This is a genomic window from Cupriavidus ulmosensis, assembly GCF_977008105.1.
In genome coordinates, this window is sequence record NZ_CDRMWP010000001.1 from 3,387,171 (window position 1) to 3,412,080 (window position 24,910).

The 24,910-nt window shown below is 67.5% G+C and carries 21 protein-coding genes; 4 read left to right on the top strand and 17 right to left on the bottom strand.

Going from position 1 to position 24,910, the window contains the following annotated elements; translation table 11 throughout:
- Window positions 1-39: 39 nt before the first annotated feature.
- The 7 genes from ACWTPI_RS15620 to rfbB form a co-directional block, all read right to left on the bottom strand.
- The gene (locus tag ACWTPI_RS15620) at window positions 40-915 is read right to left on the bottom strand and encodes a glycosyltransferase family 2 protein (protein WP_454732101.1); all 876 of its coding nucleotides are present in this window, start codon (window positions 913-915) and stop codon (window positions 40-42) included.
- 51 nt (window positions 916-966) lie between these two features.
- Entirely contained in the window at window positions 967-2,034 is a 1,068-nt protein-coding gene (locus tag ACWTPI_RS15625; protein ID WP_454732102.1) for an EpsG family protein, read from the bottom strand.
- Between the two features lie 175 nt (window positions 2,035-2,209).
- Entirely contained in the window at window positions 2,210-3,478 is a 1,269-nt protein-coding gene (locus ACWTPI_RS15630; protein WP_454732103.1) for a flippase, read from the bottom strand.
- A gap of 11 nt (window positions 3,479-3,489) precedes the next feature.
- Window positions 3,490-4,041, bottom strand: coding sequence for a dTDP-4-dehydrorhamnose 3,5-epimerase (gene rfbC / locus ACWTPI_RS15635; protein WP_454732104.1), 552 nt, complete (start codon window positions 4,039-4,041; stop codon window positions 3,490-3,492).
- Window positions 4,038-4,916 (bottom strand): glucose-1-phosphate thymidylyltransferase RfbA, encoded by an 879-nt coding sequence (rfbA, locus tag ACWTPI_RS15640; protein WP_454732105.1) that lies wholly within the window; start codon window positions 4,914-4,916, stop codon window positions 4,038-4,040. The genes rfbC and rfbA overlap by 4 nt, the downstream gene beginning before the upstream one ends.
- Before the next feature lie 10 nt (window positions 4,917-4,926).
- The gene (rfbD, locus tag ACWTPI_RS15645) at window positions 4,927-5,844 is read right to left on the bottom strand and encodes a dTDP-4-dehydrorhamnose reductase (RefSeq protein WP_454732106.1); all 918 of its coding nucleotides are present in this window, start codon (window positions 5,842-5,844) and stop codon (window positions 4,927-4,929) included.
- Window positions 5,834-6,898 (bottom strand): dTDP-glucose 4,6-dehydratase, encoded by a 1,065-nt coding sequence (rfbB, locus tag ACWTPI_RS15650; RefSeq protein WP_454732107.1) that lies wholly within the window; start codon window positions 6,896-6,898, stop codon window positions 5,834-5,836. The genes rfbD and rfbB overlap by 11 nt, the downstream gene beginning before the upstream one ends.
- A 252-nt stretch (window positions 6,899-7,150) precedes the next feature.
- On the opposite strand from rfbB, the gene ACWTPI_RS15655 reads away from it, so the two are divergent.
- Window positions 7,151-7,984: a symmetrical bis(5'-nucleosyl)-tetraphosphatase gene (locus ACWTPI_RS15655; RefSeq protein WP_454732108.1), complete on the top strand. Its 834-nt coding sequence runs from the start codon at window positions 7,151-7,153 to the stop codon at window positions 7,982-7,984.
- 10 nt (window positions 7,985-7,994) lie between these two features.
- On the opposite strand, the gene ACWTPI_RS15660 is transcribed toward ACWTPI_RS15655, so the two are convergent.
- From ACWTPI_RS15660 to ACWTPI_RS15690, 7 genes are all read right to left on the bottom strand, one after another.
- Window positions 7,995-8,858, bottom strand: a complete 864-nt coding sequence (locus tag ACWTPI_RS15660; RefSeq protein ID WP_454732109.1) for a lysophospholipid acyltransferase family protein — start codon at window positions 8,856-8,858, stop codon at window positions 7,995-7,997.
- Between the two features lie 21 nt (window positions 8,859-8,879).
- The gene (locus ACWTPI_RS15665; protein WP_020206190.1) at window positions 8,880-10,154 is read right to left on the bottom strand and encodes a dihydroorotase; all 1,275 of its coding nucleotides are present in this window, start codon (window positions 10,152-10,154) and stop codon (window positions 8,880-8,882) included.
- A gap of 58 nt (window positions 10,155-10,212) precedes the next feature.
- The gene (locus tag ACWTPI_RS15670; protein ID WP_020206189.1) at window positions 10,213-11,184 is read right to left on the bottom strand and encodes an aspartate carbamoyltransferase catalytic subunit; all 972 of its coding nucleotides are present in this window, start codon (window positions 11,182-11,184) and stop codon (window positions 10,213-10,215) included.
- 129 nt (window positions 11,185-11,313) lie between these two features.
- Window positions 11,314-11,841 (bottom strand): bifunctional pyr operon transcriptional regulator/uracil phosphoribosyltransferase PyrR, encoded by a 528-nt coding sequence (pyrR, locus tag ACWTPI_RS15675; protein WP_020206188.1) that lies wholly within the window; start codon window positions 11,839-11,841, stop codon window positions 11,314-11,316.
- Entirely contained in the window at window positions 11,838-12,278 is a 441-nt protein-coding gene (gene ruvX / locus ACWTPI_RS15680; RefSeq protein WP_020206187.1) for a Holliday junction resolvase RuvX, read from the bottom strand. The genes pyrR and ruvX overlap by 4 nt, the downstream gene beginning before the upstream one ends.
- Window positions 12,271-12,843 carry a YqgE/AlgH family protein gene (locus tag ACWTPI_RS15685; protein WP_020206186.1) on the bottom strand — a complete coding sequence of 191 codons (573 nt, stop codon included), beginning with the start codon at window positions 12,841-12,843 and terminating at the stop codon, window positions 12,271-12,273. The genes ruvX and ACWTPI_RS15685 overlap by 8 nt, the downstream gene beginning before the upstream one ends.
- Window positions 12,844-12,946: 103 nt before the next feature.
- Complete coding sequence (locus ACWTPI_RS15690) at window positions 12,947-13,660, bottom strand: 16S rRNA pseudouridine(516) synthase (RefSeq protein ID WP_454732110.1); 714 nt, start codon at window positions 13,658-13,660, stop codon at window positions 12,947-12,949.
- 135 nt (window positions 13,661-13,795) lie between these two features.
- Between ACWTPI_RS15690 and ACWTPI_RS15695 the strand changes: the two genes are divergently transcribed.
- Entirely contained in the window at window positions 13,796-15,397 is a 1,602-nt protein-coding gene (locus ACWTPI_RS15695) for a cryptochrome/photolyase family protein (protein WP_454732111.1), read from the top strand.
- 27 nt (window positions 15,398-15,424) lie between these two features.
- On the opposite strand, the gene ACWTPI_RS15700 is transcribed toward ACWTPI_RS15695, so the two are convergent.
- The 3 genes from ACWTPI_RS15700 to hemC are packed head-to-tail and all read right to left on the bottom strand — an operon-like array spanning window position 15,425 to window position 19,837.
- On the bottom strand, window positions 15,425-16,615 hold the full coding sequence (locus tag ACWTPI_RS15700) for a heme biosynthesis HemY N-terminal domain-containing protein (RefSeq protein ID WP_454732112.1): 1,191 nt from the start codon (window positions 16,613-16,615) through the stop codon (window positions 15,425-15,427).
- A 3-nt stretch (window positions 16,616-16,618) separates the two neighbouring features.
- Window positions 16,619-18,826 carry a fused uroporphyrinogen-III synthase HemD/membrane protein HemX gene (hemDX, locus tag ACWTPI_RS15705; protein ID WP_454732113.1) on the bottom strand — a complete coding sequence of 736 codons (2,208 nt, stop codon included), beginning with the start codon at window positions 18,824-18,826 and terminating at the stop codon, window positions 16,619-16,621.
- Window positions 18,827-18,835: 9 nt separating this feature from the next.
- Window positions 18,836-19,837: a hydroxymethylbilane synthase gene (hemC, locus tag ACWTPI_RS15710; RefSeq protein ID WP_059411100.1), complete on the bottom strand. Its 1,002-nt coding sequence runs from the start codon at window positions 19,835-19,837 to the stop codon at window positions 18,836-18,838.
- A gap of 71 nt (window positions 19,838-19,908) precedes the next feature.
- On the opposite strand from hemC, the gene ppc reads away from it, so the two are divergent.
- Both ppc and argH read left to right on the top strand, forming a co-directional pair.
- Window positions 19,909-22,986: a phosphoenolpyruvate carboxylase gene (gene ppc / locus ACWTPI_RS15715; protein ID WP_020206180.1), complete on the top strand. Its 3,078-nt coding sequence runs from the start codon at window positions 19,909-19,911 to the stop codon at window positions 22,984-22,986.
- A 322-nt stretch (window positions 22,987-23,308) separates the two neighbouring features.
- On the top strand, window positions 23,309-24,718 hold the full coding sequence (gene argH, locus ACWTPI_RS15720; RefSeq protein WP_029043887.1) for an argininosuccinate lyase: 1,410 nt from the start codon (window positions 23,309-23,311) through the stop codon (window positions 24,716-24,718).
- Window positions 24,719-24,910: the final 192 nt, after the last annotated feature.

Consider the following 24,910-nt stretch of genomic DNA (forward strand, 5'->3'; position numbering starts at 1 on the left):
GAAGTTGTAGGGGCTGCCCAGAACGACAGCCACTCGAAATCATGAGTGGACGTTGACCATATTTTTCCCACCGTGCCCCATGATTCCATCAATCACGCCTCGCCCACATTGCCTGATATTTTCCATTTTCCTGTCCTCCAGGAACAATATCTGCAGGAACAGCAGAAACAGGAAAATCGTTTTCTTGACCAGAAACGCCGGCTTTCGGCGCCAATATTCCCTGACCAGGAATATATGATTTCTTACCACATAATAACGGCGAAACGGCGCATGCACGGAGACGAAGAAACTTCGCCCCAGGAAATCAACCTTCTTCCTTACCCCCAGCTTATGCCGAAGAATCGCATCCTTGACTCTGAGCATGCGGTAGCCATTGACCGCCAGTCGCAAGCAATATTCAAAATCCACTGAATCGATAAAATACTCATCAACCTGCTGCCCCACCGTCTGCAGCGTCGCCATTGGAAACAGGCAACCGGAGCTGATGGCGTAGTCGACGTGCTCAACTCCCTGCTCCTGCGCCATCTCATCGACAGACGTTTCATATTTTATGACGGGACAACAAAAGCCCAGTTTTTCCGTCGACTTTGTGGCCGCGGCGAGCAGCCGCTCGACCATTCGCCCGGTGCAGAAGCTATCCTGGTCCAGCGTCAGCACCCACTCCGCCCCTTGCTGGTGAGCCACCTCGATACCGACATTCTGTGCGTGGGCAATCCCGCGATTCTCGCCAAGGCAGACCAGCTCAATGATACCCGCTGCCTCCAGACCCTTGAGCACGGTCAGCGTCGGCTCATCCGATCCATTATCGACCACCACGACCTTGTCGACTTGACCACAAATCGATCTAGCAGTCGCAGACACCTCCGACCCGCCGTTATAGCTGATGATGATTGCGTATATGTGTTTATTTTCCATAACAATCGACCTGGATATTCAGCACCAGCATCCCCGCCACGAATCCAATCATCAGTTCAGTCCAAGCATCGAGTAGTCCTGCATCAGCCTGAGAGTCGAAATCAGATAATTAAGCCCAATCAGCAAGAAAAAGGTATTCCTCCACCACGGCGAACGAAAAATTGGAATGAGCAGCGGCCAGGCCACGATCCCGACGACCCCGATCATCTCGCTCAGCCTGAACGCCATGACCGGATAGCCACTGAGCAGGAAGAACATGATCACGGAGATCGCATGGATGCGAACCATGAACGAAGCATATGGCGCGGCATCTCGTACCTTCTCGAAATTCAGTAGCAGCATCAGGCTTAGAAACAAATTGGGAATCGATATGCTGTTGAACAGATTCGTAGTGCCCAGTGAATCAACCGATGCCGCCGCATAGAAACTCAGCCGGCTATCGACGCCCAGCTCCGCTATTTTCAGGAAAGCGGAATCGATGGTCCAGCCCAACAGAGCCAGAACTACCGACCCGATCAACACAATCAGGTACCCGCGGCCATTCCCGGATGTCTCCTTGAGCGGCAGAAATATCAACAGAATCAGTGCCGAATAGTGAAATGAAGCCGCCAGCAATATCAGGCCCACATATACGACGTGTCGGCGCTGCGCAAGCCAGGGAATGGCATAGAGAAAAATCGCCGCCGCCAGGCCCGCGCGAATCTGTGTCATTTCCTGCAGCAGATACAGATACGAAAAATAAAAAAAGACGGAAAACAATGGTGCCGGCGATAATCTCCAGATCATCCGCATTTTCAGCACGACGGTGACACATGCCATCGCCAGGACCAGCGTCACGAAAGGCAGCCCGATCGACTTGAATACCGAGGAAATCAGTTGATACGAAGGATCCCGCTGAAAGAGAGCGACCGGATCGGCCACATACTCCCCCAGCGAGAACACTTCATCGAACCAGTTCTGGTAGCCCTCATAGTCGAGATCGACACCACTCGACCGCAGGCCGGCAAACAGAACGAGCAACAGCGCAAGGAAGATGAAGAGCTCTTTCCTCGGCTTGATGTGCTCCTCCACGGAAGCCAACACAAAAATCAAAGAGAAGGCGGCATAAAAAGGGATCATTCAGTATTCATCTTCCATCTTCGCAGACGGATGGACTCCAAACACGTGCAGGTCCGGCATATCAACCCACCGATGGGATGATGTAGATCATCTCATCGGGCCACAATTTCCGACTCAGTCTTCCCATGTCATCCACTGCGGCATACCATAGCCATGAGCCCCCGCAGCCAAGAGGTCAGAGGCCTTTTTCCCGCGCACAAATCAGCAACGCCACCAGATCGATTCCCACACGGACCGTCCATGCCACCGCGGCGCCGATCAGTCCAAAGATCTTTAATCCAAAAAACAACACTGGAATATAAAGCGCCAGTTCGAAGAGATGGAGATAGGCTGTTGTACGCGCATCTCCGGTGGCCTGGATTGCCGCGAACGGCACAAATGCCACGCCATTGAACAACAGCCCGAGGGCGAGAATGCAGACAATCTGCCATGACTTGTCCGCGAAAGTCTCCCCGATCCAGAGATTCAGGCCCCACCAGGAGCCAAGAGCAATCAGCAGACAGATAGGAAACAGGAACAAGGCAACGATCGTCAGGCATCTTCGATATAGCGCCTTCGCCCGCGTCAGATCCGTCGAAATGGTTGCCGCAAGACGCGGAAACAATGCGGCCGTCAACGCCCCCGGCACCACTAGGACCCTGACCAGCGCCTCCGATGGAACGGTGTAATAAGCGACCACGCTGGCCCCGAGCACGGCCGAGATCACGAACCTGTCCGCCGTCACCATCAAGGGACTGACGACGTTAGACAGCGCCATCCACGCGCCGAATGACAGCAATCGGCGCATATTATCGCGACTGAACCTAGCGCGGAGCCAGCCGCTCGGGAGTTTCCGGTGGACCAACCAGGCATGAGCGACAAGCACGACCGCCCGTGCCAGTATCAGGCTGACCACCATCCACACGAGCGATTTGCCCAGCACGAGCGCGCTCAAGGCTGGCAAGCCGAAATTGGCCGTGCCCAGGCCCATGCGAAGCAGATTCACGTTGCGAAAATCTTCGTATGCCTCCAGCACACCTCGCAGGCCGGTAGTCACCGTGGTAAATGGGATGCCGACAGCCGAAGCCAAGAGCGCCAGCATAGTGTCGTGCTGCAAGGCAGCACTGACCTTGAGCCAATGCGAAGCCAGGGGGCTGGCGAGCGCGGCAAGCAGCAGTCCCCCGCCTAGTCCGGTGACGGCAGTGAATCCCAACCCCGTCTTGACGAGGCTCGGCAGCATCGCATGGCCACCCGACGATCTCGAGGTGGCGACCTGCTGTGTGAGAGCGCGTCCCAGGCCGAAGTCGAAGAGGCTGAAATAGCCGATCAGCGCCCATATGAGGGTGAGCACACCGAAGGCCTCGATGCCGACTTGTTTTATCAGGTACGGGATCGTCACTGCCCCGACGAGCAACGGTAGCCCGGTCCCGGCAAGATTCCAGAGAGTATTTCGCCGCAACGACATGCGATCAGCCCTCAGACATCACGCAATCGCGCGCCGCGCTGATCCTTGGCAGACAATTGCGGTTCGGAAATGCCATTGCGAGTCAGAGGCCAGTCGATACCGATCTCCGGATCATTCCAGGCAATGCAGCGCTCGTGCTCGGGGGCGTAGTAATCGGTGGTCTTGTACAGAAAATCTGCGGATTCGCTGAGAACGACAAAGCCGTGCGCGAAACCCGGCGGCACCCATAGTTGCTTGTGGTCGTCCTCGGTCAGCTGGACACCGACCCATTTGCCGAACGTATCGGACCCGTTGCGAATATCCACGGCGACATCAAATACGGCGCCCCGCACCACGCGCACCAGTTTGCCTTGCGGCTGCTGGACCTGATAATGCAAGCCACGCAGGACACCCTTCCTGCTGCGGCTATGATTGTCCTGCACAAAATCGAGATCTACCCCGGTCGCGTCGCTGAAAGCACGCTGGTTGAAGCTCTCGAAAAAGAATCCACGTGAATCGCCGAACACCTTTGGGGCGATGACGATTACGTCCGGAATAGCCGTGCGAACGATATTCAAGCTCATTTGATCGATTCCGAAACGATCCGCTGCAAATATTGACCATAGCCGTTCTTCAACAGCGGCTTCGCCAGCTTCTCCACCTGCTCGGCATCGATCCACTTGCTGCGGTAGGCGATCTCCTCGGGGCATGCCACCATCAGCCCTTGCCGCTTCTGCAGCGTGGCGATGAAGCTGGCCGCCTCCAGCAGCGAGTCATGGGTTCCCGTGTCCAACCAGGCATAGCCGCGGCCCATGATCTCCACGTCGAGCTGCCCCATTTCAAGATAGCGTTTGTTAACATCGGTGATCTCGAGCTCACCGCGTGCCGATGGCTTGATATCCGCCGCGATATCGCAGACTTGCGAGTCGTAGAAATACAGCCCCGTGACCGCATAATTCGAGCTCGGCTTGGTAGGCTTTTCTTCGAGCGAGATTGCCCGGAAGCTATCGTCGAATTCCACCACGCCATATCGCTCGGGATCATGCACGTGGTAGGCAAACACGCTCGCGCCAGTTCTCCGCGCGGCCGCGTGCTCGAGTTGCCGCACGAGATCGTGACCGTGGAAAATGTTGTCGCCCAGAATCAACGTCGACGGATCACCGCCGATGAAGTCGCGGCCGATGATGAAGGCCTGCGCGAGCCCGTCCGGCGACGGCTGTACCGCATATTGCAGATTGATGCCCCACCGGCTGCCGTCGCCGAGCATCTCGGCGAAACGCGGCGTGTCTTCCGGCGTGGAAATCACCAGGATGTCACGAATCCCCGCCAGCATCAGCGTCGACAGCGGATAGTAGATCATCGGCTTGTCATAAACTGGGAGCAATTGCTTGGATACCGAGCGGGTAATCGGATAAAGCCGCGTGCCGGAGCCGCCGGCCAGGATGATGCCTTTACGCATGGTGCTGAGATCAGGAAAGAATCTGGTCGAGCAGGTAATGAACGCCCTGCCGCCAATCCGGAAGATGAATGTCGAAGGTCTCGCGCAGCTTGCTTGTGTTCAGTCGCGAGTTCGCCGGCCGAGGCGCCGGTAGCGGATATTCGCTTGCGGGAATCGGCGCGATGTCCACAGGATCCACTTTCAGTGCCACGCCGCACGAAGCCGCATAGCGCAGCACTTCGGTAGCGTAGCCGTGCCAACTGGTCTCGCCGCCGGCGGCCAAGTGATAGATGCCGGATGCGAAGGCCCCGCGATCCTTTTCCAGCCAATGCCGCGCGATGATCTGCGCAGTCACGTCCGCGATCAGCGCAGCCGTGGTCGGCGCGCCGAACTGGTCCGCAATCACGCGCAGGCTGTCGCGCTCACGGCCGAGCTTGAGCATCGTCTTGGCAAAGTTGCCGCCGTGGGCGCCGGCTACCCAGCAGGTGCGCAGCACGAGCGCCTGCGCGCCGGATGCCGCGATGGCCGTCTCCCCGGCAAGCTTGCTCTTGCCATAGATGGATTGCGGACTGGCCGCGTCCCACTCGACGTAAGCTCCCTCCTTCCGTCCATCGAACACATAGTCGGTCGAGTAGTGCACCAACAGGCTGCCCAGCACCCGCGCCTCCTCGGCGAGCACGCCGGCCGCGGTGCCATTGACCGCAAACGCAGTCTCCACATCGGTCTCGGCCTTGTCGACAGCGGTGTAAGCCGCGGGATTGACAATGACATCGGGCCGATACTGGCGAACCAGCCGGCGCAGGTCGTCGGTGCGCGTGAGGTCACAACCGGCACGGTCGAGCGCGATGACGTTACCGAGCGGTGCCAGACTGCGGCGCAGTTCAAACCCAACCTGGCCGTTGCTTCCTGTTACCAGAAGAGTGGGAGTATCAAGCGCCTTACGCAGCATATTGCTTCGCAACCCAGTTCCGGTATTCGCCCGACATCACGTCCTGAACCCAGGCCTGGTTGTCCAGGTACCATCGGACGGTCTTGCGCAACCCGCTCTCAAACGTCTCGGCGGGCTTCCAGCCGAGTTCCCGCTCCAGCTTGCGTGCATCGATGGCGTACCGGCGATCATGACCGGGCCTGTCCTTCACGAACGAAATCTGATCACGGTACGAACCCGCCGCCTTGGGCTTCAGTTCGTCAAGCAGATCGCACAGCGTATGCACGACATCGAGGTTGGTCTTCTCATTCCAGCCGCCGACGTTGTAGGTCTCGCCCACGCGGCCACGCGCCAGCACCTCGCGAATGGCGGCGCAGTGATCGCCGACATACAGCCAGTCGCGCACGTTCAGCCCGTCCCCGTATACCGGCAGCGGTTTCCCGCCCAGCGCATTAGCGATCATCAGCGGGATGAGCTTTTCCGGGAAATGATATGGACCGTAGTTGTTGGAACAGTTCGTGGTGAGGACCGGCAGGCCATAGGTATGATGGTAGGCGCGCACCAGATGATCGGATGCGGCCTTGGACGCCGAATAGGGGCTGTTGGGAGCGTAGGCCGTGGTTTCGGAGAACTGCGGATCGCCGGCCTCCAGGGAGCCGAAGACCTCGTCGGTGGAAACGTGCAGGAAGCGGAAGGCCTGGCGGGCTTCGTCGCCAAGCGCGCCCCAGTAGGCACGCGTCGCCTCCAGCAGGGTGAAAGTGCCGACGATGTTCGTCTGAATGAACTCTCCCGGCCCGTGGATGGACCGGTCGACGTGGCTTTCCGCGGCGAAATGCACCACGGCGCGCGGCTTGTGGGTCGCCAGCAGCCGATCCAGCGCGGCACGGTCGCAGATGTCGGTCCGGGAGAAGACGTGGCGGTCGTCACTCTCTAGCGGGGCAAGCGTCTTGCGGTTGCCGGCGTAGGTAAGCTTGTCGACGTTGACGATGCCATCGGCGCCCTTCGTACCCAGCCAGTTCAGGACGAAATTGGCGCCGATAAACCCCGCACCACCAGTGACGAGAATATAAGACAAAAGTTGTGCTCCCTGCCTATCGATATATTTCGAGGACCCGGCGGACGCCGAGCGCCCGCCTTGTTCCATCGTGGGGAGATGGCGGGATCTTAAGTACCTGCAGAAGTGGCGGTATTCTATCCGACCGAAGGCGAGGCTTTGCCGCCGCCCCGCATCTTTTTGTAGCCTGTTGTAACGTCCAGTCGGATTGTTAGCACAAAGAAAGAGTTCTGAGCCAAATTATGCCTGCAATTTCTCTGTCATGGATTTTTAGTGATCTTTAATGCATTTTTCGCCATCGGCGACCTCCAAGGCTGCGCCGGTTCGTTCGACGAACTGCTCTCCCGCCTTCCCACCGACAGCGCCCTGCGCTTCGTCGGCGACCTCATCAACCGCGGCCCCGCTTCCCTGCGGACGCTGCGTACCGTGCGCGCCCTCGGCGCGCGCGCCGAATCGGTGCTGGGCAACCACGACATCCATTTCCTGGCGGTGGCCGCGGGCGTGCGCAAGCGCGGGCGCAGCGATACGCTGGACGAGATGCTTGGCGCGCCGGATTGCGATGAATTGATCACATGGCTGCGGCACCGGCCGCTGGCCATCCGCGAGGGGGGATTCCTGCTGGTCCATGCCGGTGTATTGCCCCAGTGGACCGCCGCGCAGACGGTGGAGCTTGCCCAGGAGATCGAGGAACAGCTCCGGGGCGCCAACTGGCAGGGTTTTCTCGCCGACATCTTCGGCAACGGCGCCGACCGCTGGAGCGACGGCCTGCGCGGCATCGAGCGTCACCGCGTCGTCGTCAACGCGCTCACGCGGCTGCGCTTTTGCAGCGCGGATGGCGTGATGGACCTGAAAACCAAGGAGGGGCTTGCCGATGCGCCGGCCGGGGTCATGCCGTGGTTCGACGTCCCGGGCCGCCGCACGGCCGACACCACCGTGGTGTGCGGCCACTGGTCCACGCTCGGGCTGGTGATGCGGCCGAACCTGATGGCGCTGGATACCGGCTGCGTCTGGGGCGGCAGGCTGACCGCCGCGCGGCTGGCCGCGGATCCGGCCGGGCGAACGCTGGTGCAGGTCGAGTGCCCGCAGTACTGCGACCCGCTGGCCTAGCGCAGCCGGTTTATTGCGACGTAGCCGGCGCGGGCGAGCCGTCGTCCGCGAGGCCGGGCAGGTCGTCGGCGGGTGCGGCCGCGCGGCCGGCGGCGCTGGCGCTGTTGACCCGCACGACCGCGTCCACGGCGTGCTGCCGGGCGCCCTGGCTCAGGTGGCTGACCACTTCGCGCGCGGCTTCGGCCAGTTCGCGGCGGCTGGCCGACGTTGCGTGCAGCGCGGGGGCGAAGCTCAGGCGGGCGGTGATCGGGCCGGAGCGCAGCACGGCGTTGAGCGTATCGAGCAGGCTCAGGTCGCCGATGTACGCGGGCGCGGTGGTCGGCTGTCCGGTGGCGGCGTCGAGGTAGGACAGCCCGACCGGCTGCACCGGCAGGCCGCCGGAAACCGGCGCCTGCATCAGGTTGGCGTGAAACGGCAGCACGCTGGTGCCGTCGGTGGTGGTGCCTTCGGGGAACACGCAGACGAGGTCGCCCTGCAGCATCACGTCGGTGATGGCGTGCAGCACGCGGTGCGCGTCGCGCTTGCGCGCGCGTTCGATGAAGATGGTGCCGGTGTGGCCGCACAGCCAGCCGATCACGGGCCAGTCGCGGATCTCCGACTTGGCGACAAAACGCGGCGGGTACCAGCTATTGATGACGTAGATGTCCAGCCAGGAGATATGGTTGGACACCACCATCGCGCCGCGCGGCGGCAGTTCGCCCGGCTCCAGCCCCTGGACTTCGAGCGTGATGCCGCAGATGCGCAGCAGCCGGCGCGACCAGCGCCGGATGTGCCAGCGCCGGGACTCGGCGCCCAGCCACGGGAACAGCAGCGCGCAGGTGACGATGCCGCGCAGCAGGTGGAGGATCAGCGCGGTCTTGCGCAGCCAGGTCATGCGTGGCTCCCCGGCACGGTGTCAGTGCAGTTCGTGGACGACGTGGCCGCTGACGAGCGTGGCGCGCACGCGGCCGCGCATGTCGTAGCCGAGCCACGGCGAGTTCTTGCCCTGGCTCTTGAGCGCGCGCCGCTCGACCTTCCATTCCTGTGCGGGGTGGAAGATGCAGATGTCGGCGGTGCTGCCGCTGGCCAGCGTGCCGGCGGGCAGGCCCAGCACACGCGCGGGCTCGGAGGTGATGCGGGCGAGCGCGCTGGCGAGTGGGACCTTGTGCTGCTCGGCCCAGCGCAGCGTCAGCGGCAGCAGCAGTTCGAGCCCGGTGGCGCCGGGCGAGGCTTCGGCGAAGGGCAGCAGCTTTTCGTCGTCGTCCACCGGGGTGTGGTCGGAGCACAGCGCGTCGATGGTGCCGTCGATCAGCCCGGCGATGATGGCGTCGCGGTCGCGGCTGCCGCGCAGCGGCGGCGAGAAGCGCATCTGCGAGTTGAAGTAGCCGATGTCCATGTCGGTCAGCGAGACGTGATGGATGTTGACGTCGCAGGTCACGGCCAGGCCTTCGCGCTTGGCCTGGCGCACCAGCTCGATGCCGGCGGCGGAGGACAGGCGGCACAGGTGCACGCGCGCGCCGGTGCTGCGCATGAGTTCGAAGATGGTGTGCAGGCGCACGGTCTCGGCGATCACGGACACGCCGGACAAGCCGAGGCGCGAGGCCACCGCGCCACTGGCGGCCACGCCGCCGCCGAGGTAGGGATCCTCGGGGCGCAGCCACACGGTGAAACCGAAGGTCTGCGCGTATTGCAGCGCGCGCAGCAGCACGCGGGTGTCGCGGATCGGGGCTTCGGCCTGCGAGAAACCGATGCAGCCGGCCTCGGTGAGCTGCGACATCTCGGTCAGCGTTTCGCCCTTGAGGCCCAGCGTGAGCGCGCCGAGCGGATAGACGTGGGTCTGGTTGAGCGTGCGGGCGCGGAACTTGAGCATTTCCACCAGGCCGGGCTCGTCGAGCACCGGATCGGTGTCGGGCGGGCAGACCAGGCTGGTGACGCCGCCGGCGGTGGCGGCGGCCACCTCGGATTCAAGCGTGGCCTTGTATTCGTAGCCGGGCTCGCGCAGGCGCGCGGAGAGGTCGACCAGGCCGGGGCAGACGACCAGCCCGCTGGCGTCGATGGTCTTGTTGGCGTGGAAGTCCGCCGGCGCGCTGCCGACGCCGACGACCTTGCCGGCGGCAATGTAGAGGTCTTGCTGCGCATCGACGTTCGCGGCCGGGTCGATCAGGCGGCCGCCTTTGATGTGGATCTTCATATCGTGTCGCTTGGCTTGTTGCGGTTGTTCTGGCTGTGGCGCTGGAGTGCGGTCGCGGTCAGTCGTGGTTCCCGGCCACGATCCCCATCACCGCCATGCGCACGGCGATGCCGAAGGTCACCTGGTTGAGGATCACGGACTGCGGCCCGTCGGCCACGGCGGAGTCGATCTCCACGCCGCGGTTCATCGGGCCGGGGTGCATCACGATGGCGTCGGGCCTGGCCAGCGCCAGCCGCTCGGGCGTGAGGCCGTAGGCCTTGAAGTATTCCTGCGCCGACGGCAGCAGCGCGCCGCTCATGCGTTCGTTCTGCAGGCGCAGCATGATGACCACGTCGACGCCCTTGAGCCCTTCTTCCATGTTGTGGAACACGCGCACGCCCATCTGCTCCAGGCCGGACGGCAGCAGCGTGCGCGGGCCGATCGCGCGCACTTCGGGCACGCCCAGCGTGGTCAGCGCGTGGATGTCGGAGCGCGCCACGCGCGAGTGCAGGATGTCGCCCACGATGGCCACCGTGAGCTTGGTGAAGTCCTGCTTGTAATGGCGGATCGTGTACATGTCGAGCAGCCCCTGGGTGGGGTGCGCGTGGCGGCCGTCGCCGGCGTTGATCACGTGCACGTGCGGCGCGACGTGCTCGGCGATCAGGTAGGGCGCGCCGGAGCTGGCGTGGCGCACCACGAACATGTCGGCCGACATCGCCGACAGGTTGTTGATGGTGTCGAGCAGCGACTCGCCCTTGCTGGTCGAGGACGCGTTGATGTTCAGGTTGAGCACGTCGGCCGAGAGCCGCTTGGCGGCGATCTCGAAGGTGGTGCGGGTGCGTGTGGAGTTCTCGAAGAACAGGTTGAACACGCTCTTGCCGCGCAGCAAGGGCACCTTTTTGACGTCGCGGTCGGAATCGGACAGCGAGACGAACTGGCTGGCCGTGTCGAGGATGTGCGCGATCATCTCGCGCGACAGGCCTTCGATCGACAGCAGGTGCTTGAGCTCGCCGTTCTTGGTCAGTTGCGGGTTGCGGAACGTCTTGATCATGGCAGTGGAAGAGAGCCGGGCGGCGGCGATTGGCTGGTCTGGAGCGGTCTGGTTCGTTGCTGAGCTTGCAGGCCGGCCCGGCGTGGCGGGCATCCGCCCGCGCGCGCCTGGCCCGGCCATGCGCCGGCCTCAGTTGCCGGTGGCCTCGACGGCGAAGGCGAAACGCATGCCGGCGCCGCTGCCCTCGTGCGACAGCACCAGCGTGGTGCCGGGCGGCAGCTCGACATGCGCGGCGACGAAGTCGGCCGCGGCCGGCAGCTCGCGCCCGCCGCGGTCGGCCAGCACGGCCAGCGCCACGCGGGCCGGGCGGCCGTAGTCGAACAGTTCGTTGACGGCGGCGCGGATGGTGCGGCCGGTGGCGAGCACGTCGTCGATCAGCAGGATCTTGCGGTCCTGCACGTCGAACGGCAGCGTGGTGGGCTGGGCCTGGCTGTGCAGGCCCTTCTTGGCGTAGTCGTCGCGGTGGAAGGCGACGTTGATGACCCCGTGGCCGGCCAGATGCAGGTCGGCGGCCAGCCGCTCGGCGATCCAGGCGCCACCGGAATGGATGCCGGCCACCGACCATTGCGCGCGCTCGGCGTCAGGCAGCGCGGCCTGCACCTGGTCGCGCAGCGTGCGATAGAGCGCCTCGGCGTCTGGAGAGGAAGTCTGGGTCATAGGGGATGCTGGTCGAAGTACTGTTGCAGGATAAGGCGGGCGGCCTCGGCATCGAGCTCGCCGGGCCGGTAGCCGGCCATCTGGGCCAGGCGCGAGGTGTAGCGTTCGTCGACCCACTCCACCGGCAGGCCGAAGCGGCCGTTGAGCTGGTTGCCGAAGCGGCGGGCGAGGCGCATGGAAGGCTGCTCGCCGCCGTCCGGGTTGACCGGCATGCCCACCACGAACCGCACCGGCGCCCATTCCCTGACGAGCGCGGCCACCGCTTCGAAGCGGGCTGCCACGGTGGGATTGGGCAGGATGACGAGCGGGCGCGCCTCGCGCGTGATGAAGTTGCCGAGCGCCACGCCGATCTTCTTCTCGCCGTAGTCGAAGGCGAGGACGGTGCCGTCGGCGGGCAGCGGGCCTGGCGGCGTGGACGCCGCTGCGCCCTCAGGCATGCCCGGCCTCGCCCGAGAGCATGGTGAAGTCGATGCCCAGCAGGCGGATGGCGGCGGCGAAGCGTTCTTCGGGCGGCACGCTGAAGATGATCTCGGGATCGGCCTGGACCGTCAGCCAGCCGTTGCGGCTGAGCTCGTCCTCGAGCTGCCCGGCGCCCCAGCCGGCGTAGCCGAGCGTGAGCAGGAAGCGGTGCGGGCCGCTGCCGTTGGCGACGGCTTCGAGCACGTCCTTGGAGGTGGTCATCTCGAGCCCGCCGGGCACCGCCAGCGACGAGACGTAGATGCCGACCGGATCATGCAGCACGAAACCGCGCTCGGTCTGCACCGGACCGCCGAAATACACGGGCTGCTGCGCCACCGGCTGGATCTCCAGCTTGAGGTCGATCTTGTCGAACAGCGTGGCCATGTCGATGTCGATAGGCCGGTTGATCACCAGGCCCAGCGCGCCGCGGTCGTTGTGCTCGCACAAATAGACGACGGAACCCGAAAAGGTCGGGTCTGCCATGCCGGGCATGGCAATCAGGAACTGATTGGTGAGATTGATTGGGGCTTCCAGCGTCGCCATCCCTGCATTTTATCAAATCAAAGCCGTCCGTCCGGAAAAGATTCGCTCATGCCGCACTGCAACATGAACACCCTTCCGGCCCCGGCGCGCGTTGCCGCGCGCCCTACTCCTTGCGCGTCAGCGCGGCGAGGTCGTCCGGCGTGAGCCAGCGCCATTCGCCCGGCGCCAGTGCCGGCTCCAGCACCAGCCCGCCGATGGCGCTGCGGTGCAGCGCCTCCACGTGGTTGCCGGCCGCCGCCACCATGCGCTTGACCTGATGGTACTTGCCCTCCGACAGGGTCAGGCGCAGGCCGCGCTCGCCGGTGGCCTCGCAGGCCACGGCGGCAAGCGGCGCCGGCTCGTCCTCCAGTTGCACGCCGGCCACCAGCGCGTCGACCTGGGCCTGCGTGACGGGCTCGGCGGTCGTCACCTCGTAGACCTTGGGCACCTTCTTCTTGGGCGAGGTCTGGGCGTGGATGAACTGGCCGTCGTCCGACAGCAGCAGCAGCCCGGTGGTGTCCTGGTCGAGCCGGCCCACCGCCTGCACCTCGCGCTGGCGCAGCGGCACCGGCAGCAGGTTGTACACGCTGGGATGGTGGCGCGGGCGCTGCGAGCACTCGTAGCCGACCGGCTTGTTGAGCATCAGGTAGGCCTTGGTGTGGCCGATCCATTCCTCGCCGTCCACGGTCAGGCGCAGCCCGTCGATCTCGAACTGCGCGCGCGGGTCCTCGCACAGCACGCCGTCGACCTCGACCAGGCCGGCGCCGATCAGGTCGCCGCAGTAGCGGCGGGTGCCGAAGCCTTGCGATTGGAGGATGCGGTCGAGTGTGGTGGCCATGTCTTGCTTCTTGCTGTCTGGAATGCTGGAAAAATCGGGAAGTATATGCACCGGCATGCAAAACCGGCGCCGCGGCGCGGCCTCCGGCCGCCCGTGTGCTAGGGTAGCAGGCTTCAATCCCGAGGAACGCCGATCTTGCCCACCCCGCCCGCCGGCACGCGCCAGCCCTACCGGATCGACCGGCGCTTCGAACGCGGCCTGGTCTGGTTCCGGCGCGACCTGCGCGCCGACGATCACGCGGCGCTGCATTATGCCCTCAAGCACTGCCGCCGGGTGTGGTGCGCGTTCGTGTTCGACCGCGAGATCCTCGCCGCGCTGCGCGCGCGCGGCCTTGCCGCCGACCGCCGCGTGGAGTTCATCCTCGCCTCGCTGGCGCCGCTGGACGCCGCCCTCAGGGCGGCCGGCGGCGGCCTGATCGTGCTCGACGCCGCGGCGCGCGCGGCCATCCCCGCGCTGGCCGCCGAACTGGACGCGGAGGCGGTCTTCGCCAACCACGACTACGAGCCCGCCGCGCAGGCGCGCGATGCCGACGTCGGCCAGGCGCTGGCGGCAGCGTCGCGCGCCTTCTTCACCTTCAAGGACCAGGCGGTCTTCGAGCGCGACGAGATCCTGACCGGCCAGGGCGCGCCGTTCTCGGTGTTCACGCCGTACAAGAACGCCTGGCTCAAGGCGCTGCTGCCGTTCGACCTCAAGCCCTACCCGGTCGAGCCTTACCTGCCGGCGCTCGCCCCGGTCCCCAGGGCCCACGCGCGGGCGCTGCCCACGCTGCGCGCGCTGGGTTTCGCGCCATCCAACCTGGCCGAGATCGCCATGCCGGCGGGCAGCGCCGGCGCCCACGCGCTGCTCGGCGACTTCCTCGCGCGCATGGGCGACTACGCCCGGCGGCGCGACTTTCCCGCGCTGCGCGGGCCGAGCTACCTGTCGGTGCACCTGCGCTTCGGCACGCTCTCGATCCGCACGCTGGCGCGCGCAGCCCACGAGGCGGTGCTGCGCGGCGGCGCCGACAGCGCGGGCGCGGCGACGTGGCTGTCGGAGCTGATCTGGCGCGACTTCTATTTCATGATCCTGCACCACCATCCGCGCGTGGCCGCCGGGCAGGCGTTCCATGCGGCCTACGACGCCATCCGCTGGGTGGACGGCGACACCGGCGAGCGCTATTTCCAGGCCTGGCGCGACGCCCGCACCGGCTACCCGCTGGTGGACGCGGCCATGCTGCAGATCCGGCAGAGCGGCTACATGCACAACCGCCTGCGCATGGTGGCGGCCAGCTTCCTGGTCAAGGACCTCGGCGTGGACTGGCGGCGCGGCGAGCAGTATTTCGCCGACCAGCTCAACGATTTCGACCTGGCCGCCAACAACGGCGGCTGGCAGTGGGCAGCCTCGACCGGCTGCGACGCGCAGCCCTACTTCCGCATCTTCAACCCGGTCACGCAATCGCAGAAGTTCGATCCGCAGGGGCGCTTCATCCGCAAGTACCTGCCGCAACTGGCGCGGCTGCCGGACAAGTACGTCCACGCCCCGTGGACCGCGCCCGACGACGTGCTGGCCGCCGCCGGCGTGAAGCTCGGCAAGGACTACCCGCGCCCGCTCGTGCAGCACGACGTGGCGCGCAGGGAGACGCTGGCGCGTTACGCGGTGGTGAAGGAAAAACGCCCGGACGGCGGTCCGGGCGAGGCGGATACAAAGTCGGAGGCGGAGGCGATTCCCGACGACGCGGGCGGCAAGCCGGCCGGATGAGCGCCCGGCGCGGCGGCCGCTACCTCGCTACGCCGCCAGCATGGCGCTTTCGCGATAGTGCTTCTGCGCTTCCTCGGGCCGCTCGGTCTCTTCGTACAGCCGGCCCAGCGCCAGGTGCGCGCGCACGCGCAGCCGGCGCTGCGATTCGTCGTCGGCGTACCGCAGCGCGCGCTCGAAGCTCGACTGGGCCTTGCCCCACAGCTTCTCGCCCAGGCACAGCATGCCCAGCGCGAAATACAGGTCGGCATCGACCGGATGCTGCGCCAGCCATTTCTCGGCCTGCTGGATCTGCGGCAGCGCGTGGCCCGGCTCGGCGCATTCGGCATAGCGCAGCACCAGCCGGCTGTCCCAGTTCACCTTGAGCGCGTCTTCCACGATCTTGCGCGCCTCGTCCTGGCGGCCCAGCACGGCGAAGTAGCGCGCGGCGGGCTCGGCGATGCGCGCGGCGCGGCGCTCGTCGGCCGACAGCGAGCGCCACAGGTCCTGCAGCGCCTCGGCGTCGTGGCGGCGCTCTTCGAGCAGCGCTTCGCAGGCCAGTTGCTTGAGGCGCAGCGCCAGCACCGGGTGGATGGCGTTGCGCTTTTCCAGCGAGCGCGCCAGGCGCAGCACCTCGGACCAGTTCTTCAGGTGCTGGTGCGCGCGCAGCGCGATGCGCTGCACGTGGATCTGGCGCGCGCCCTGCGACTGCAGTTGCGCGATGGTCTCGAGCGCGCCTTCGGCGTCGCGCGCGTCGACCAGCAGCTCGGCCATCGACACCAGCCGCGCCTGCTCGCGCTCGGGGTCGGTGACTTGCGCCATCCAGGCGTCGCGCCGCTCCATTTCCTGCATGCGGTGCGCGGCGCGCGCGCCGATCAGCGCCGCGGTCTGGGCCTGCTCGGGCCAGGCCTGGGCTTCGCGCGCGGTGCGCTCGGCGCGCGCGAAGCGGCCGGCGAACAGGTTCTCGATCGACTCGCGCAGCGCGGCCTGCGCGCGGTTCATGCGGCTGCGCTCGCGGTAGGCGGCGGCGCGCCCGGGCATCTCCGACAGGTGCCGCACCGTGGTGAGGATGGTCCAGACCACGAAGAACGCCAGCAGCAGCAGGGCCAGCGCGAGGTTGAGCGAGAGTTCGACCCGGTACGGCGGGTAGAACAGCACCACGTTGCTTTGGTTGAATTGCGTAAACAGCGCCAGCCCGACCGCGCCGCCAAAGAGGATCGCCACCCAGAACAGAAGCCGCATGCGCTACTCCTTCTTGAGCGCCTGCAGCGCGCCGAGGCTTTCCGCCATCGTCGGCAGCTGCACCGACACCGCGCCGGCCTGGGCCTGCTTGAGCAGCGTCAGCGCGGCCTGCACGCGGCGCGACTTGGTGTCGAAATAGCGGCCGATCATGGCCTGCGCGGCGGCGAGGTCGTTGCGGAACACCGGCTCGTTGCGCGACAGCAGCGCCAGCCGCGCGTTGAGCAGGCGCAGCTTGACGTTCTCGCGCAGGAACCAGCCCTGGTCGCCGGTCAGCAGCAGCGCCTGGGCGTCGTCCACGCGGCGGATGCGGATGACCTGCGTCAGCTCGTCGCGCACGCTGTCCCACAGGCCGCCGAACCAGCCGGCCACGGCGTTGCCCACCGACGGCGCGGCGGCGCTGCGCGCCACGTTCTTCGTATTGCCCTTGTCGGGCTTCGCCTCGGCCCTGGTGGTCGCCTCCGCCTTGCGCGCGTCGGCCTCGCTGCGCTCGAGCATGCGCTCGCTCGACAGCAGCGGCAGCGTGTCGACCTGGTTGATGGCTTCGTCGAGCTTGATGGCGGCGCCGGTCAGGTCGGTGTCCGGCACCGCCTTCATGCGCGCGACATCGCGCGCGATGGCCCGGCGCAGCAGGTTGTACTGCGGCTTGTCGGTGCGCGCCAGGCGGGTGTCGGCGCTTTGCAGCGCGGCCAGCGCCACCTGCACGTTGCCGGTCAGCTGGAGCTGCTGGCCGGCGTTGGTCAGCAGTTGCTGGATCTCGGCGATTTCCCAGTCGTCGCGGTTGCGCATCAGGTCCTGGTAGACCTGTTCGAGCGCGGACTGCTTGTCGCGCGCCTCGCCGAGCTGGCCGTCGAGCGCGCCGACCTTGGCCTGCAGCTCCTTGACCGTGTCCTGCGCGTTGCGCGACAGCACGCGCGTTTCCTGCACCAGCGCGTCGTTGCTCTGCTGGCGCCGCGCCAGTTCCTGCGTGAGGTGCTCGACGCGGTTCTGCAGCCACCAGAAGCCGCCGCCGATGGCGAGGATCAGCAGGACCAGCAGCAGCCACCACGGACTGACGCGCGCCGCGCCGCGGGCGGACGGCGCCGCGGGCGGCGGGCTGGTGGCGGGAGGAGCGGTAGCGGTATGTTCTTGCGTCACGCGATCGGCCTTCGTTGGCGTTGTTGACGATATGGCGGAGGAAGCGTTGTCCGGCAAGGCCGGCGGCGGCGGCGCCACCGTTGCCACGGCGGACGGTGCCGATGCCGGCGCCGGCATCGGCGCGGGCGGGCCGGCGTGGGCCTGGGCCCACTGGCGGCACGCGGCGAGCAGGCCTTCGTCGCCCGGCGCGGCGCGCAGCACGTGCGCGAAGCCCAGCGCGGCGGCCTGCTCGGCGATTCTCGCATGCGGCGCGATGCACTGCACCTGGCGCAGGCCCGCCAGCTCCTGCGGGCTGAGCGCTTCGCGGGCCATGCCGTCGAGATTGCGCACGGCCTCGGAACTGGTCAGCAGCCACGCCTGCGGCGGCGCGCCCGGCTTGAGCCCGTCGCGCACGGCCTGCCACTGCATGCTGCCGGGCGCGGGCACCGAGCGCCGGTAGGCCTCGACGGCGCGCACCTCGGCGCCGGCGCCGCGCAGGCGCTCGGCCAGCCAGTCGCGCCCGCCGTTGCCGCGCACGATCAGGACCTGGCGCCCGGCCAGCGCCGCCGCGCCGAGCTGGCTGTCGATCTGCTGCCACAGGGCTTCGGAGTCGAAGCGGGTGTCGCCGCCGTCGTTGCCGTTGCTGCTGTCGCCGCCGTTGCCATTGCCATTGCCGTTTTCGTTGTCGGCGCCGTCGCCGTTGTCGGCCAGGCCGGCGCCGTCCGCCTCATGCGCATGGCTGCCCGCCGGCGCGATCACGCGGCAGGCGGGCGCGGCGATGCCGCGTTCGGCCAGCGCGGCCACGCTGGCCGGGCCGACCACCGCGAGCGGCACGGCCTCGGGCCAGCGCGGCGCGGGCTTGTCCTGCACCTGGGCCAGCGCGTCGAGCGCGAAGGCCACGGCATTGGGGCTGACGAAGACCACCAGCGCGAAGTCCGCCAGTTGCGCCAGCGCGGCGCGCAGCGGGCCTTCGTCGGCGGCGGGGCCGATCGCCAGCAGGGGAAAGCCGAGCACGTCCAGGCCGGCTGCCGAGAGCGCCTCGGTCAGTTGCCGGGACTGCCCGGCGGGTCGTGTCACAACGACGGTCGGGCGGGGCATGGGCCGGCCTCAGGCGGGAGCTTGCGGCGAAGCCGGATCCGCCAGCGCGGCCAGGATGCCGGCGGCGCCCTGGTCGAGCAGGTCGCGGGCGACGGCGCTGCCGAGCGCCTCGGCGCGGGCCACCGCGTCGTCGCCCGCGACCAGCGCCGCGGCGCTGGCGCGCACGCTGCGGCTGCCGTCGGGCAGCGCCACGAAGGCGTCGATGCGCAGCTGCGCGCCGTCCCAGCGCGCGTGGGCGGCCAGCGGCACCTGGCAGGAGCCGCCCAGCAGGCGCGACACGGCGCGCTCGGCGGTCACGGCCAGCGCGCTCGGCGCGTGGTTGAGCGGGGCGAGCCAGGCGGCCAGCTCGGGGCGGCCGGCGGGAATCTCGATGCCCAGCGCGCCCTGGCCCGCGGCCGGCAGCGAGCTGACCGGATCGAGCACGGCGCGGATGCGGCCGGCCAGTCCGAGGCGCTTGAGCCCGGCGGCGGCCAGGATGATGGCGGCGTAGTCGCCGCGGTCGAGCTTGGCCAGGCGCGTGTCGAGGTTGCCGCGCAGCGGGCGGATCTCCAGGTGCGGGTAGCGCGCGCGCAGCGCGGCCTCGCGGCGCAGGCTGGAGGTGCCCACCACGGTGCCGGCGGGCATCTCGTCGAGCGAGCCGAAGCGCGCCGACACCAGCGCGTCGTGCGGGTCCTCGCGCTCCATGATGGCGGCCAGCGCAAACCCGGCGGGTAGCTCCATCGGCACATCCTTGAGCGAGTGCACGGCGAGATCGGCGCGGCCGTCGGCCATCGCGATCTCCAGCTCCTTGACGAAGAGCCCCTTGCCGCCGACTTTCGACAGCGTGCGGTCTAGAATCTGGTCTCCGCGGGTCGTCATGCCCAGGATGGACACATCGCACGCGGGATAGTATTGTTGCAACGCAGCACGCACATGCTCGGCCTGCCACATCGCCAGACGGCTTTCGCGGGAGGCGATGACAAGCTTGCGCGGCGCGGCGCCGGAGGAAGACTGGGGAACGGATGCTTGCATCCGCGCATGTTAGCACGCACCCCAAGCCGCTCCAGGCGACGAATAAGAGAGACGAGACAACAGGAGATTGCATGACGCAGCAAGCCGCGCGCCCTGCCGGCCGGCGCCAGACCGCCGCCAGCCGGGCCGACGCCCCCGATGCCGCCCTGGCCCTGGCCACGGTTCCCGCAAGCCCCCCCGCCCCGCCCGCCGCCGGCGCCAGACCGGCCCGGCTCCCCCGATCCGCCGACGCCGCCAAGCCCGTCAAGGCCACCAGGCCCATCAAGCCCACCAAGGCCGCCAGTGCCGCGAACGCCACCGCCGCGCCGGCGCCGGCCCGCCGCGCCAGCGACAAGGACGTGCCGCTGCGCGAGGACATCCGCTTCCTGGGCCGCCTGCTGGGCGACTGCGTGCGCGAGCAGGAAGGCGAGGCCGCCTTCGAGCTGGTCGAGACCATCCGCCAGATGGCGGTGCGCTTTCGCCGCGAGAACGACCGCGCCGCCGGCGCCGAGCTGGACCGCCTGCTCAAGCGCCTGTCGCGCGACCAGACCAACTGGGTGGTGCGCGCGTTCAGCTATTTCTCGCACCTGGCCAACATCGCCGAGGACCAGCACCACAACCGCCGCCGCCGCGTGCACGCGCTGGCCGGCTCGCCGGCGCAGCCGGGCAGCCTGGCGCGCGCGCTGCAGGCCATCGACGCGGCCGGCGTGTCGGGCAAGACCCTGCGCCAGTTCTTCGACGAGGCGCTGATCGTGCCGGTGCTCACCGCCCACCCGACCGAGGTGCAGCGCAAGAGCATCCTCGACGCCGAGCGCGAGATCGCGCGCCTGCTGGCCGAGCGCGACCTGCCCATGACCGCGCGCGAGCGCGAGCACAACACCGCGCTGCTGCGCGCGCGCGTGACCACGCTGTGGCAGACCCGCATGCTGCGCAACACGCGCCTGATGGTGGTGGACGAGATCGAGAACGCGCTGTCCTACTACCGCACCTGCTTCCTGCGCGGCATCCCGCAACTGATGAGCGAGCTGGAGGAGGACATCGCCGCGGTGTTCCCGGCCTCGCGCCGCCACAAGGGCGCGCCGGCCGCGGCCGGCCCGGCGCAGCTCGCGCCGTTCTTCCAGATGGGCTCGTGGATCGGCGGCGACCGCGACGGCAACCCCAACGTCACCGCGGCCACGCTGGAGCAGGCCGCGACCAAGCAGTCGTCGCTGATCCTGGAGTGGTACCTGGACGAGGTGCACGCGCTCGGCGCCGAGCTGTCGATGTCCAGCCTGATGGTGGAGGCCAGCCCCGAGCTGCTGGCGCTGGCCGACATCTCGCCCGACCATTCCGACCATCGCGCCGACGAGCCCTACCGCCGCGCGCTGATCGGCATCTACGCGCGCCTGGCGGCCACCTGCCTGGCCATCAACGGCCAGGCCGCGCCGCGCCACCCGGTGGCCGACGCCGCGCCCTACGCCGACGCGCAGTCGTTCGCCGCCGACGTGCAGGTGGTGACCGACTCGCTGCGCGCCCACCACGGCGCGGCGCTGGCGCGCACGCGCATCGACGCGCTGGCCAAGGCCATCGCCGTGTTCGGCTTCCACCTGGCGTCGATCGACATGCGCCAGGTCTCCGACGTGCACGAAGCCGTGATCGCCGAGCTGTTCGCCGCCGCCGGCGTGGAGGCCGACTACGCCGGCCTGCCCGAGGCGCGCAAGCTCGAGCTGCTGCTGGCCGAGCTGCGCCAGCCGCGCCTGCTGACGCTGCCGTGGCACACCTACTCCGAGCAGACCCGCAGCGAACTCGCCATCCTGGACACCGCGCGCCAGCTGCGCGCCCGCTACGGCGCGCGCGTGGCGCGCAACTACATCATCTCGCACACCGAGACGCTGTCCGACCTGGTGGAAGTGATGCTGCTGCAGAAGGAAGCCGGCATGCTGCGCGGCACGCTCGGCAGCAAGACCGACCCGGCCCGCATGGAGCTGATGGTGATCCCGCTGTTCGAGACCATCGAGGATTTGCGCAACGCCGCCGGCATCATGCAGTCGCTGCTGGAGCTGCCGGGCTTCGCCCCGGTGATCGCCCACCACGGCGGCGAGCAGGAAGTGATGCTGGGCTATTCGGACTCCAACAAGGACGGCGGCTTCCTGACCTCGAACTGGGAGCTGTACAAGGCCGAGCTGGCGCTGGTGCAATTGTTCGAGCAGCGCAAAGTCAAGCTGCGCCTGTTCCACGGCCGCGGCGGCACGGTCGGCCGCGGCGGCGGCCCGACCTACCAGGCCATCCTGTCGCAGCCGCCGGGCACGGTCAACGGGCAGATCCGCCTGACCGAGCAGGGCGAGATCATCAACAGCAAGTTCGCCAACGCCGAGATCGGCCGGCGCAACCTGGAGACGGTGATCGCCGCCACGCTGGAAGCGTCGCTGCTGCCCACGCAGAACGCGCCGAAGGAGCTGGCCGCGTTCGAGGCGATGATGCAGCAGCTCTCGGACCGCGCCTTCGCGTCCTACCGCGACCTGGTCTACGACACGCCGGGCTTCAAGGACTATTTCTTCGCCACCACGCCGATCACCGAGATCGCCGACCTGAACCTCGGCTCGCGCCCGGCCTCGCGCAAGCTGATGGACAAGAAGCACCGCCGCATCGAGGACCTGCGCGCGATTCCGTGGGGCTTCTCGTGGGGCCAGTGCCGGCTGCTGCTGCCGGGCTGGTTCGGCTTCGGCAGCGCGGTCCGGGCGGTGCTGGACGCGGCGCCCGACGACAAGGCGCGCAAGGCGGCGCAGGCCACGCTGCGGCGCATGGTCAAGTCGTGGCCGTTCTTCTCCACGCTGCTGTCCAACATGGACATGGTGCTGGCCAAGACCGACCTCGCGGTGGCCTCGCGCTACGCCGCGCTGTGCGAGGACGCGGCGCTGCGCAAGACCGTGTTCGCGCGCATCAGCGCCGAGTGGCACCTGACCTGCGACATGCTGGCGCTGATCACCGGGCGCCAGGAGCGCCTGGCCGACAACCCGCTGCTGGCGCGCTCGATCAAGAACCGCTTCGCCTACCTCGACCCGCTCAACCACTTGCAGGTGGAGCTGCTCAAGCGCTATCGCTCGGGCAAGGACGGCGACGACATCCGCGTGCGGCGCGGCATCCACCTCACCATCAACGGGGTGGCAGCGGGGCTGCGCAATAGCGGCTGATCCCGCGGGTTCCGCCGATTCCGCCGATTCCGCCGACCCCGCCGGGGCCGCGGCGGCGCCAGTCCGCCCGGCCCGGGTTTCCGTTCGGGCCGCGGCAGGCGCGCGCGCGCCGGCCCGCGCCGGCCCTGTGCCGCCGGCATCACCCGCCGCCGGCCATCGGCGCCGCGGCGCGCCCGCCCGGCCGGCCCCGGTGCGCCGCCGGCACCAGCCACAAGCCGGGCTGGGAAGGCGGCGGCAGCGATATAATCGCTGTTTCCCCGATTTTCCCGCTCGCGCCGCGGTGCCGCCGCCGGCCTGCGAGCCAACCCAGCCTTACCCGCCCATGACCTCCCAACTTGCCAAGAAAGGCGAAGCCTGGTCCGCCCGCTTCTCCGAACCGATGTCCGACCTGGTGAAGCGCTACACCGCTTCGGTGTTCTTCGACAAGCGCCTGGCGCTGTTCGACATCCAGGGCTCGCTCGCGCACGCCGCCATGCTGGCCAAGCAGGGAATCATCGCCGAGGCCGACCGCGCCGAGATCGAGCGCGGCATGGCGCAGATCCGTGCCGAGATCGAGGCCGGCGGCTTCGAGTGGAAGCTCGACCTGGAAGACGTCCACCTCAACATCGAGGCGCGCCTGACCGCGCTGGTCGGCGACGCCGGCAAGCGCCTGCACACCGGCCGCTCGCGCAACGACCAGGTCGCCACCGACATCCGCCTGTGGCTGCGCAGCGAGATCGACGCCATCATCGGCCTGCTGGGCGCGCTGCGCGGCGCGCTGCTGGACCTGGCCGAGAAGAACGCCGACACCATCCTGCCCGGCTTCACCCACCTGCAGGTGGCGCAGCCGGTCACCTTCGGCCACCACCTGCTGGCCTACGTGGAGATGTTCACGCGCGACGCCGAGCGCATGGCCGACTGCCGCCGCCGCGTCAACCGCCTGCCGCTGGGCGCCGCCGCGCTGGCCGGCACCAGCTACCCGATCGACCGCGAGTTCGTGGCGCAGCAGCTTGGCTTCGACGGCGTGTGCCGCAACTCGCTCGACGCCGTGTCCGACCGCGACTTCGCCATCGAATTCTGCGCCGCCTCGGCGCTGGTGATGACCCACGTCTCGCGCTTCTCCGAGGAACTGGTGATCTGGATGAGCCCGCGCGTGGGCTTCATCGACATCGCCGACCGCTTCTGCACCGGCAGCTCGATCATGCCGCAGAAGAAGAACCCGGACGTGCCCGAGCTGGCGCGCGGCAAGACCGGCCGCGTCAACGGCCACCTGGTCGGCCTGCTGACGCTGATGAAGGGCCAGCCGCTGGCGTACAACAAGGACAACCAGGAAGACAAGGAACCGCTGTTCGACACGGTCGACACCGTGGCCGACACGCTGCGCATCTTCGCCGACATGGTGCCGGGCATCTCGGTCAAGCCCGACAACATGCGCGCCGCCGCGCTGCAGGGCTACGCCACCGCCACCGACCTGGCCGACTACCTGGTCAAGCGCGGCCTGCCGTTCCGCGACGCGCACGAAGCCGTGGCCCACGCCGTGCGCGCCTGCGACGACCGCCGCTGCGACCTGGCCGACCTCACCGTGGCCGAGCTGCGCGAGGCCACCGGCCTGGGCGACAAGGCCGCGCTGATCGGCGACGACGTGCACGCGGTGCTGACGCTGGAAGGCTCGGTCGCGGCGCGCGACCATGTCGGCGGCACCGCGCCGGCGCAGGTGCGCGCGGCGATCGCCGCCGCGCGCGCGGCGCTTTGAGCGAAACGCCGTCCGCCGATGTAGGTTCCACGTAAGCCGCGCATCGCGCAAGAGCCGCCAGGGCGCATGCCCTCGGCGGCTTTTTCATTTGTGCCGCCGGTTCGCGCCGCCGATCTTTGCGCAATGCGGTAGGTATTAGCCCCAAGCGCCGATGCATTTTGTTACAGATAAACTAATCGGCGCAAAAACAGG

What these genes read in the sequence shown, in the direction of transcription:
- ACWTPI_RS15620 (WP_454732101.1), bottom strand. Translation starts at nt 915, where the DNA reads ATGGAAAATAAACACATATACGCAATCATCATCAGCTATAACGGCGGG.
- ACWTPI_RS15625 (WP_454732102.1), bottom strand. Translation starts at nt 2,034, where the DNA reads ATGATCCCTTTTTATGCCGCCTTCTCTTTGATTTTTGTGTTGGCTTCC.
- ACWTPI_RS15630 (WP_454732103.1), bottom strand. Translation starts at nt 3,478, where the DNA reads ATGTCGTTGCGGCGAAATACTCTCTGGAATCTTGCCGGGACCGGGCTA.
- rfbC (WP_454732104.1), bottom strand. Translation starts at nt 4,041, where the DNA reads ATGAGCTTGAATATCGTTCGCACGGCTATTCCGGACGTAATCGTCATC.
- rfbA (WP_454732105.1), bottom strand. Translation starts at nt 4,916, where the DNA reads ATGCGTAAAGGCATCATCCTGGCCGGCGGCTCCGGCACGCGGCTTTAT.
- rfbD (WP_454732106.1), bottom strand. Translation starts at nt 5,844, where the DNA reads ATGCTGCGTAAGGCGCTTGATACTCCCACTCTTCTGGTAACAGGAAGC.
- ACWTPI_RS15660 (WP_454732109.1), bottom strand. Translation starts at nt 8,858, where the DNA reads ATGACCTGGCTGCGCAAGACCGCGCTGATCCTCCACCTGCTGCGCGGC.
- ACWTPI_RS15665 (WP_020206190.1), bottom strand. Translation starts at nt 10,154, where the DNA reads ATGAAGATCCACATCAAAGGCGGCCGCCTGATCGACCCGGCCGCGAAC.
- ACWTPI_RS15670 (WP_020206189.1), bottom strand. Translation starts at nt 11,184, where the DNA reads ATGATCAAGACGTTCCGCAACCCGCAACTGACCAAGAACGGCGAGCTC.
- pyrR (WP_020206188.1), bottom strand. Translation starts at nt 11,841, where the DNA reads ATGACCCAGACTTCCTCTCCAGACGCCGAGGCGCTCTATCGCACGCTG.
- ruvX (WP_020206187.1), bottom strand. Translation starts at nt 12,278, where the DNA reads ATGCCTGAGGGCGCAGCGGCGTCCACGCCGCCAGGCCCGCTGCCCGCC.
- ACWTPI_RS15685 (WP_020206186.1), bottom strand. Translation starts at nt 12,843, where the DNA reads ATGGCGACGCTGGAAGCCCCAATCAATCTCACCAATCAGTTCCTGATT.
- ACWTPI_RS15690 (WP_454732110.1), bottom strand. Translation starts at nt 13,660, where the DNA reads ATGGCCACCACACTCGACCGCATCCTCCAATCGCAAGGCTTCGGCACC.
- ACWTPI_RS15700 (WP_454732112.1), bottom strand. Translation starts at nt 16,615, where the DNA reads ATGCGGCTTCTGTTCTGGGTGGCGATCCTCTTTGGCGGCGCGGTCGGG.
- hemDX (WP_454732113.1), bottom strand. Translation starts at nt 18,826, where the DNA reads ATGCCCCGCCCGACCGTCGTTGTGACACGACCCGCCGGGCAGTCCCGG.
- hemC (WP_059411100.1), bottom strand. Translation starts at nt 19,837, where the DNA reads ATGCAAGCATCCGTTCCCCAGTCTTCCTCCGGCGCCGCGCCGCGCAAG.
- ppc (WP_020206180.1), top strand. Translation starts at nt 19,909, where the DNA reads ATGACGCAGCAAGCCGCGCGCCCTGCCGGCCGGCGCCAGACCGCCGCC.
- argH (WP_029043887.1), top strand. Translation starts at nt 23,309, where the DNA reads ATGACCTCCCAACTTGCCAAGAAAGGCGAAGCCTGGTCCGCCCGCTTC.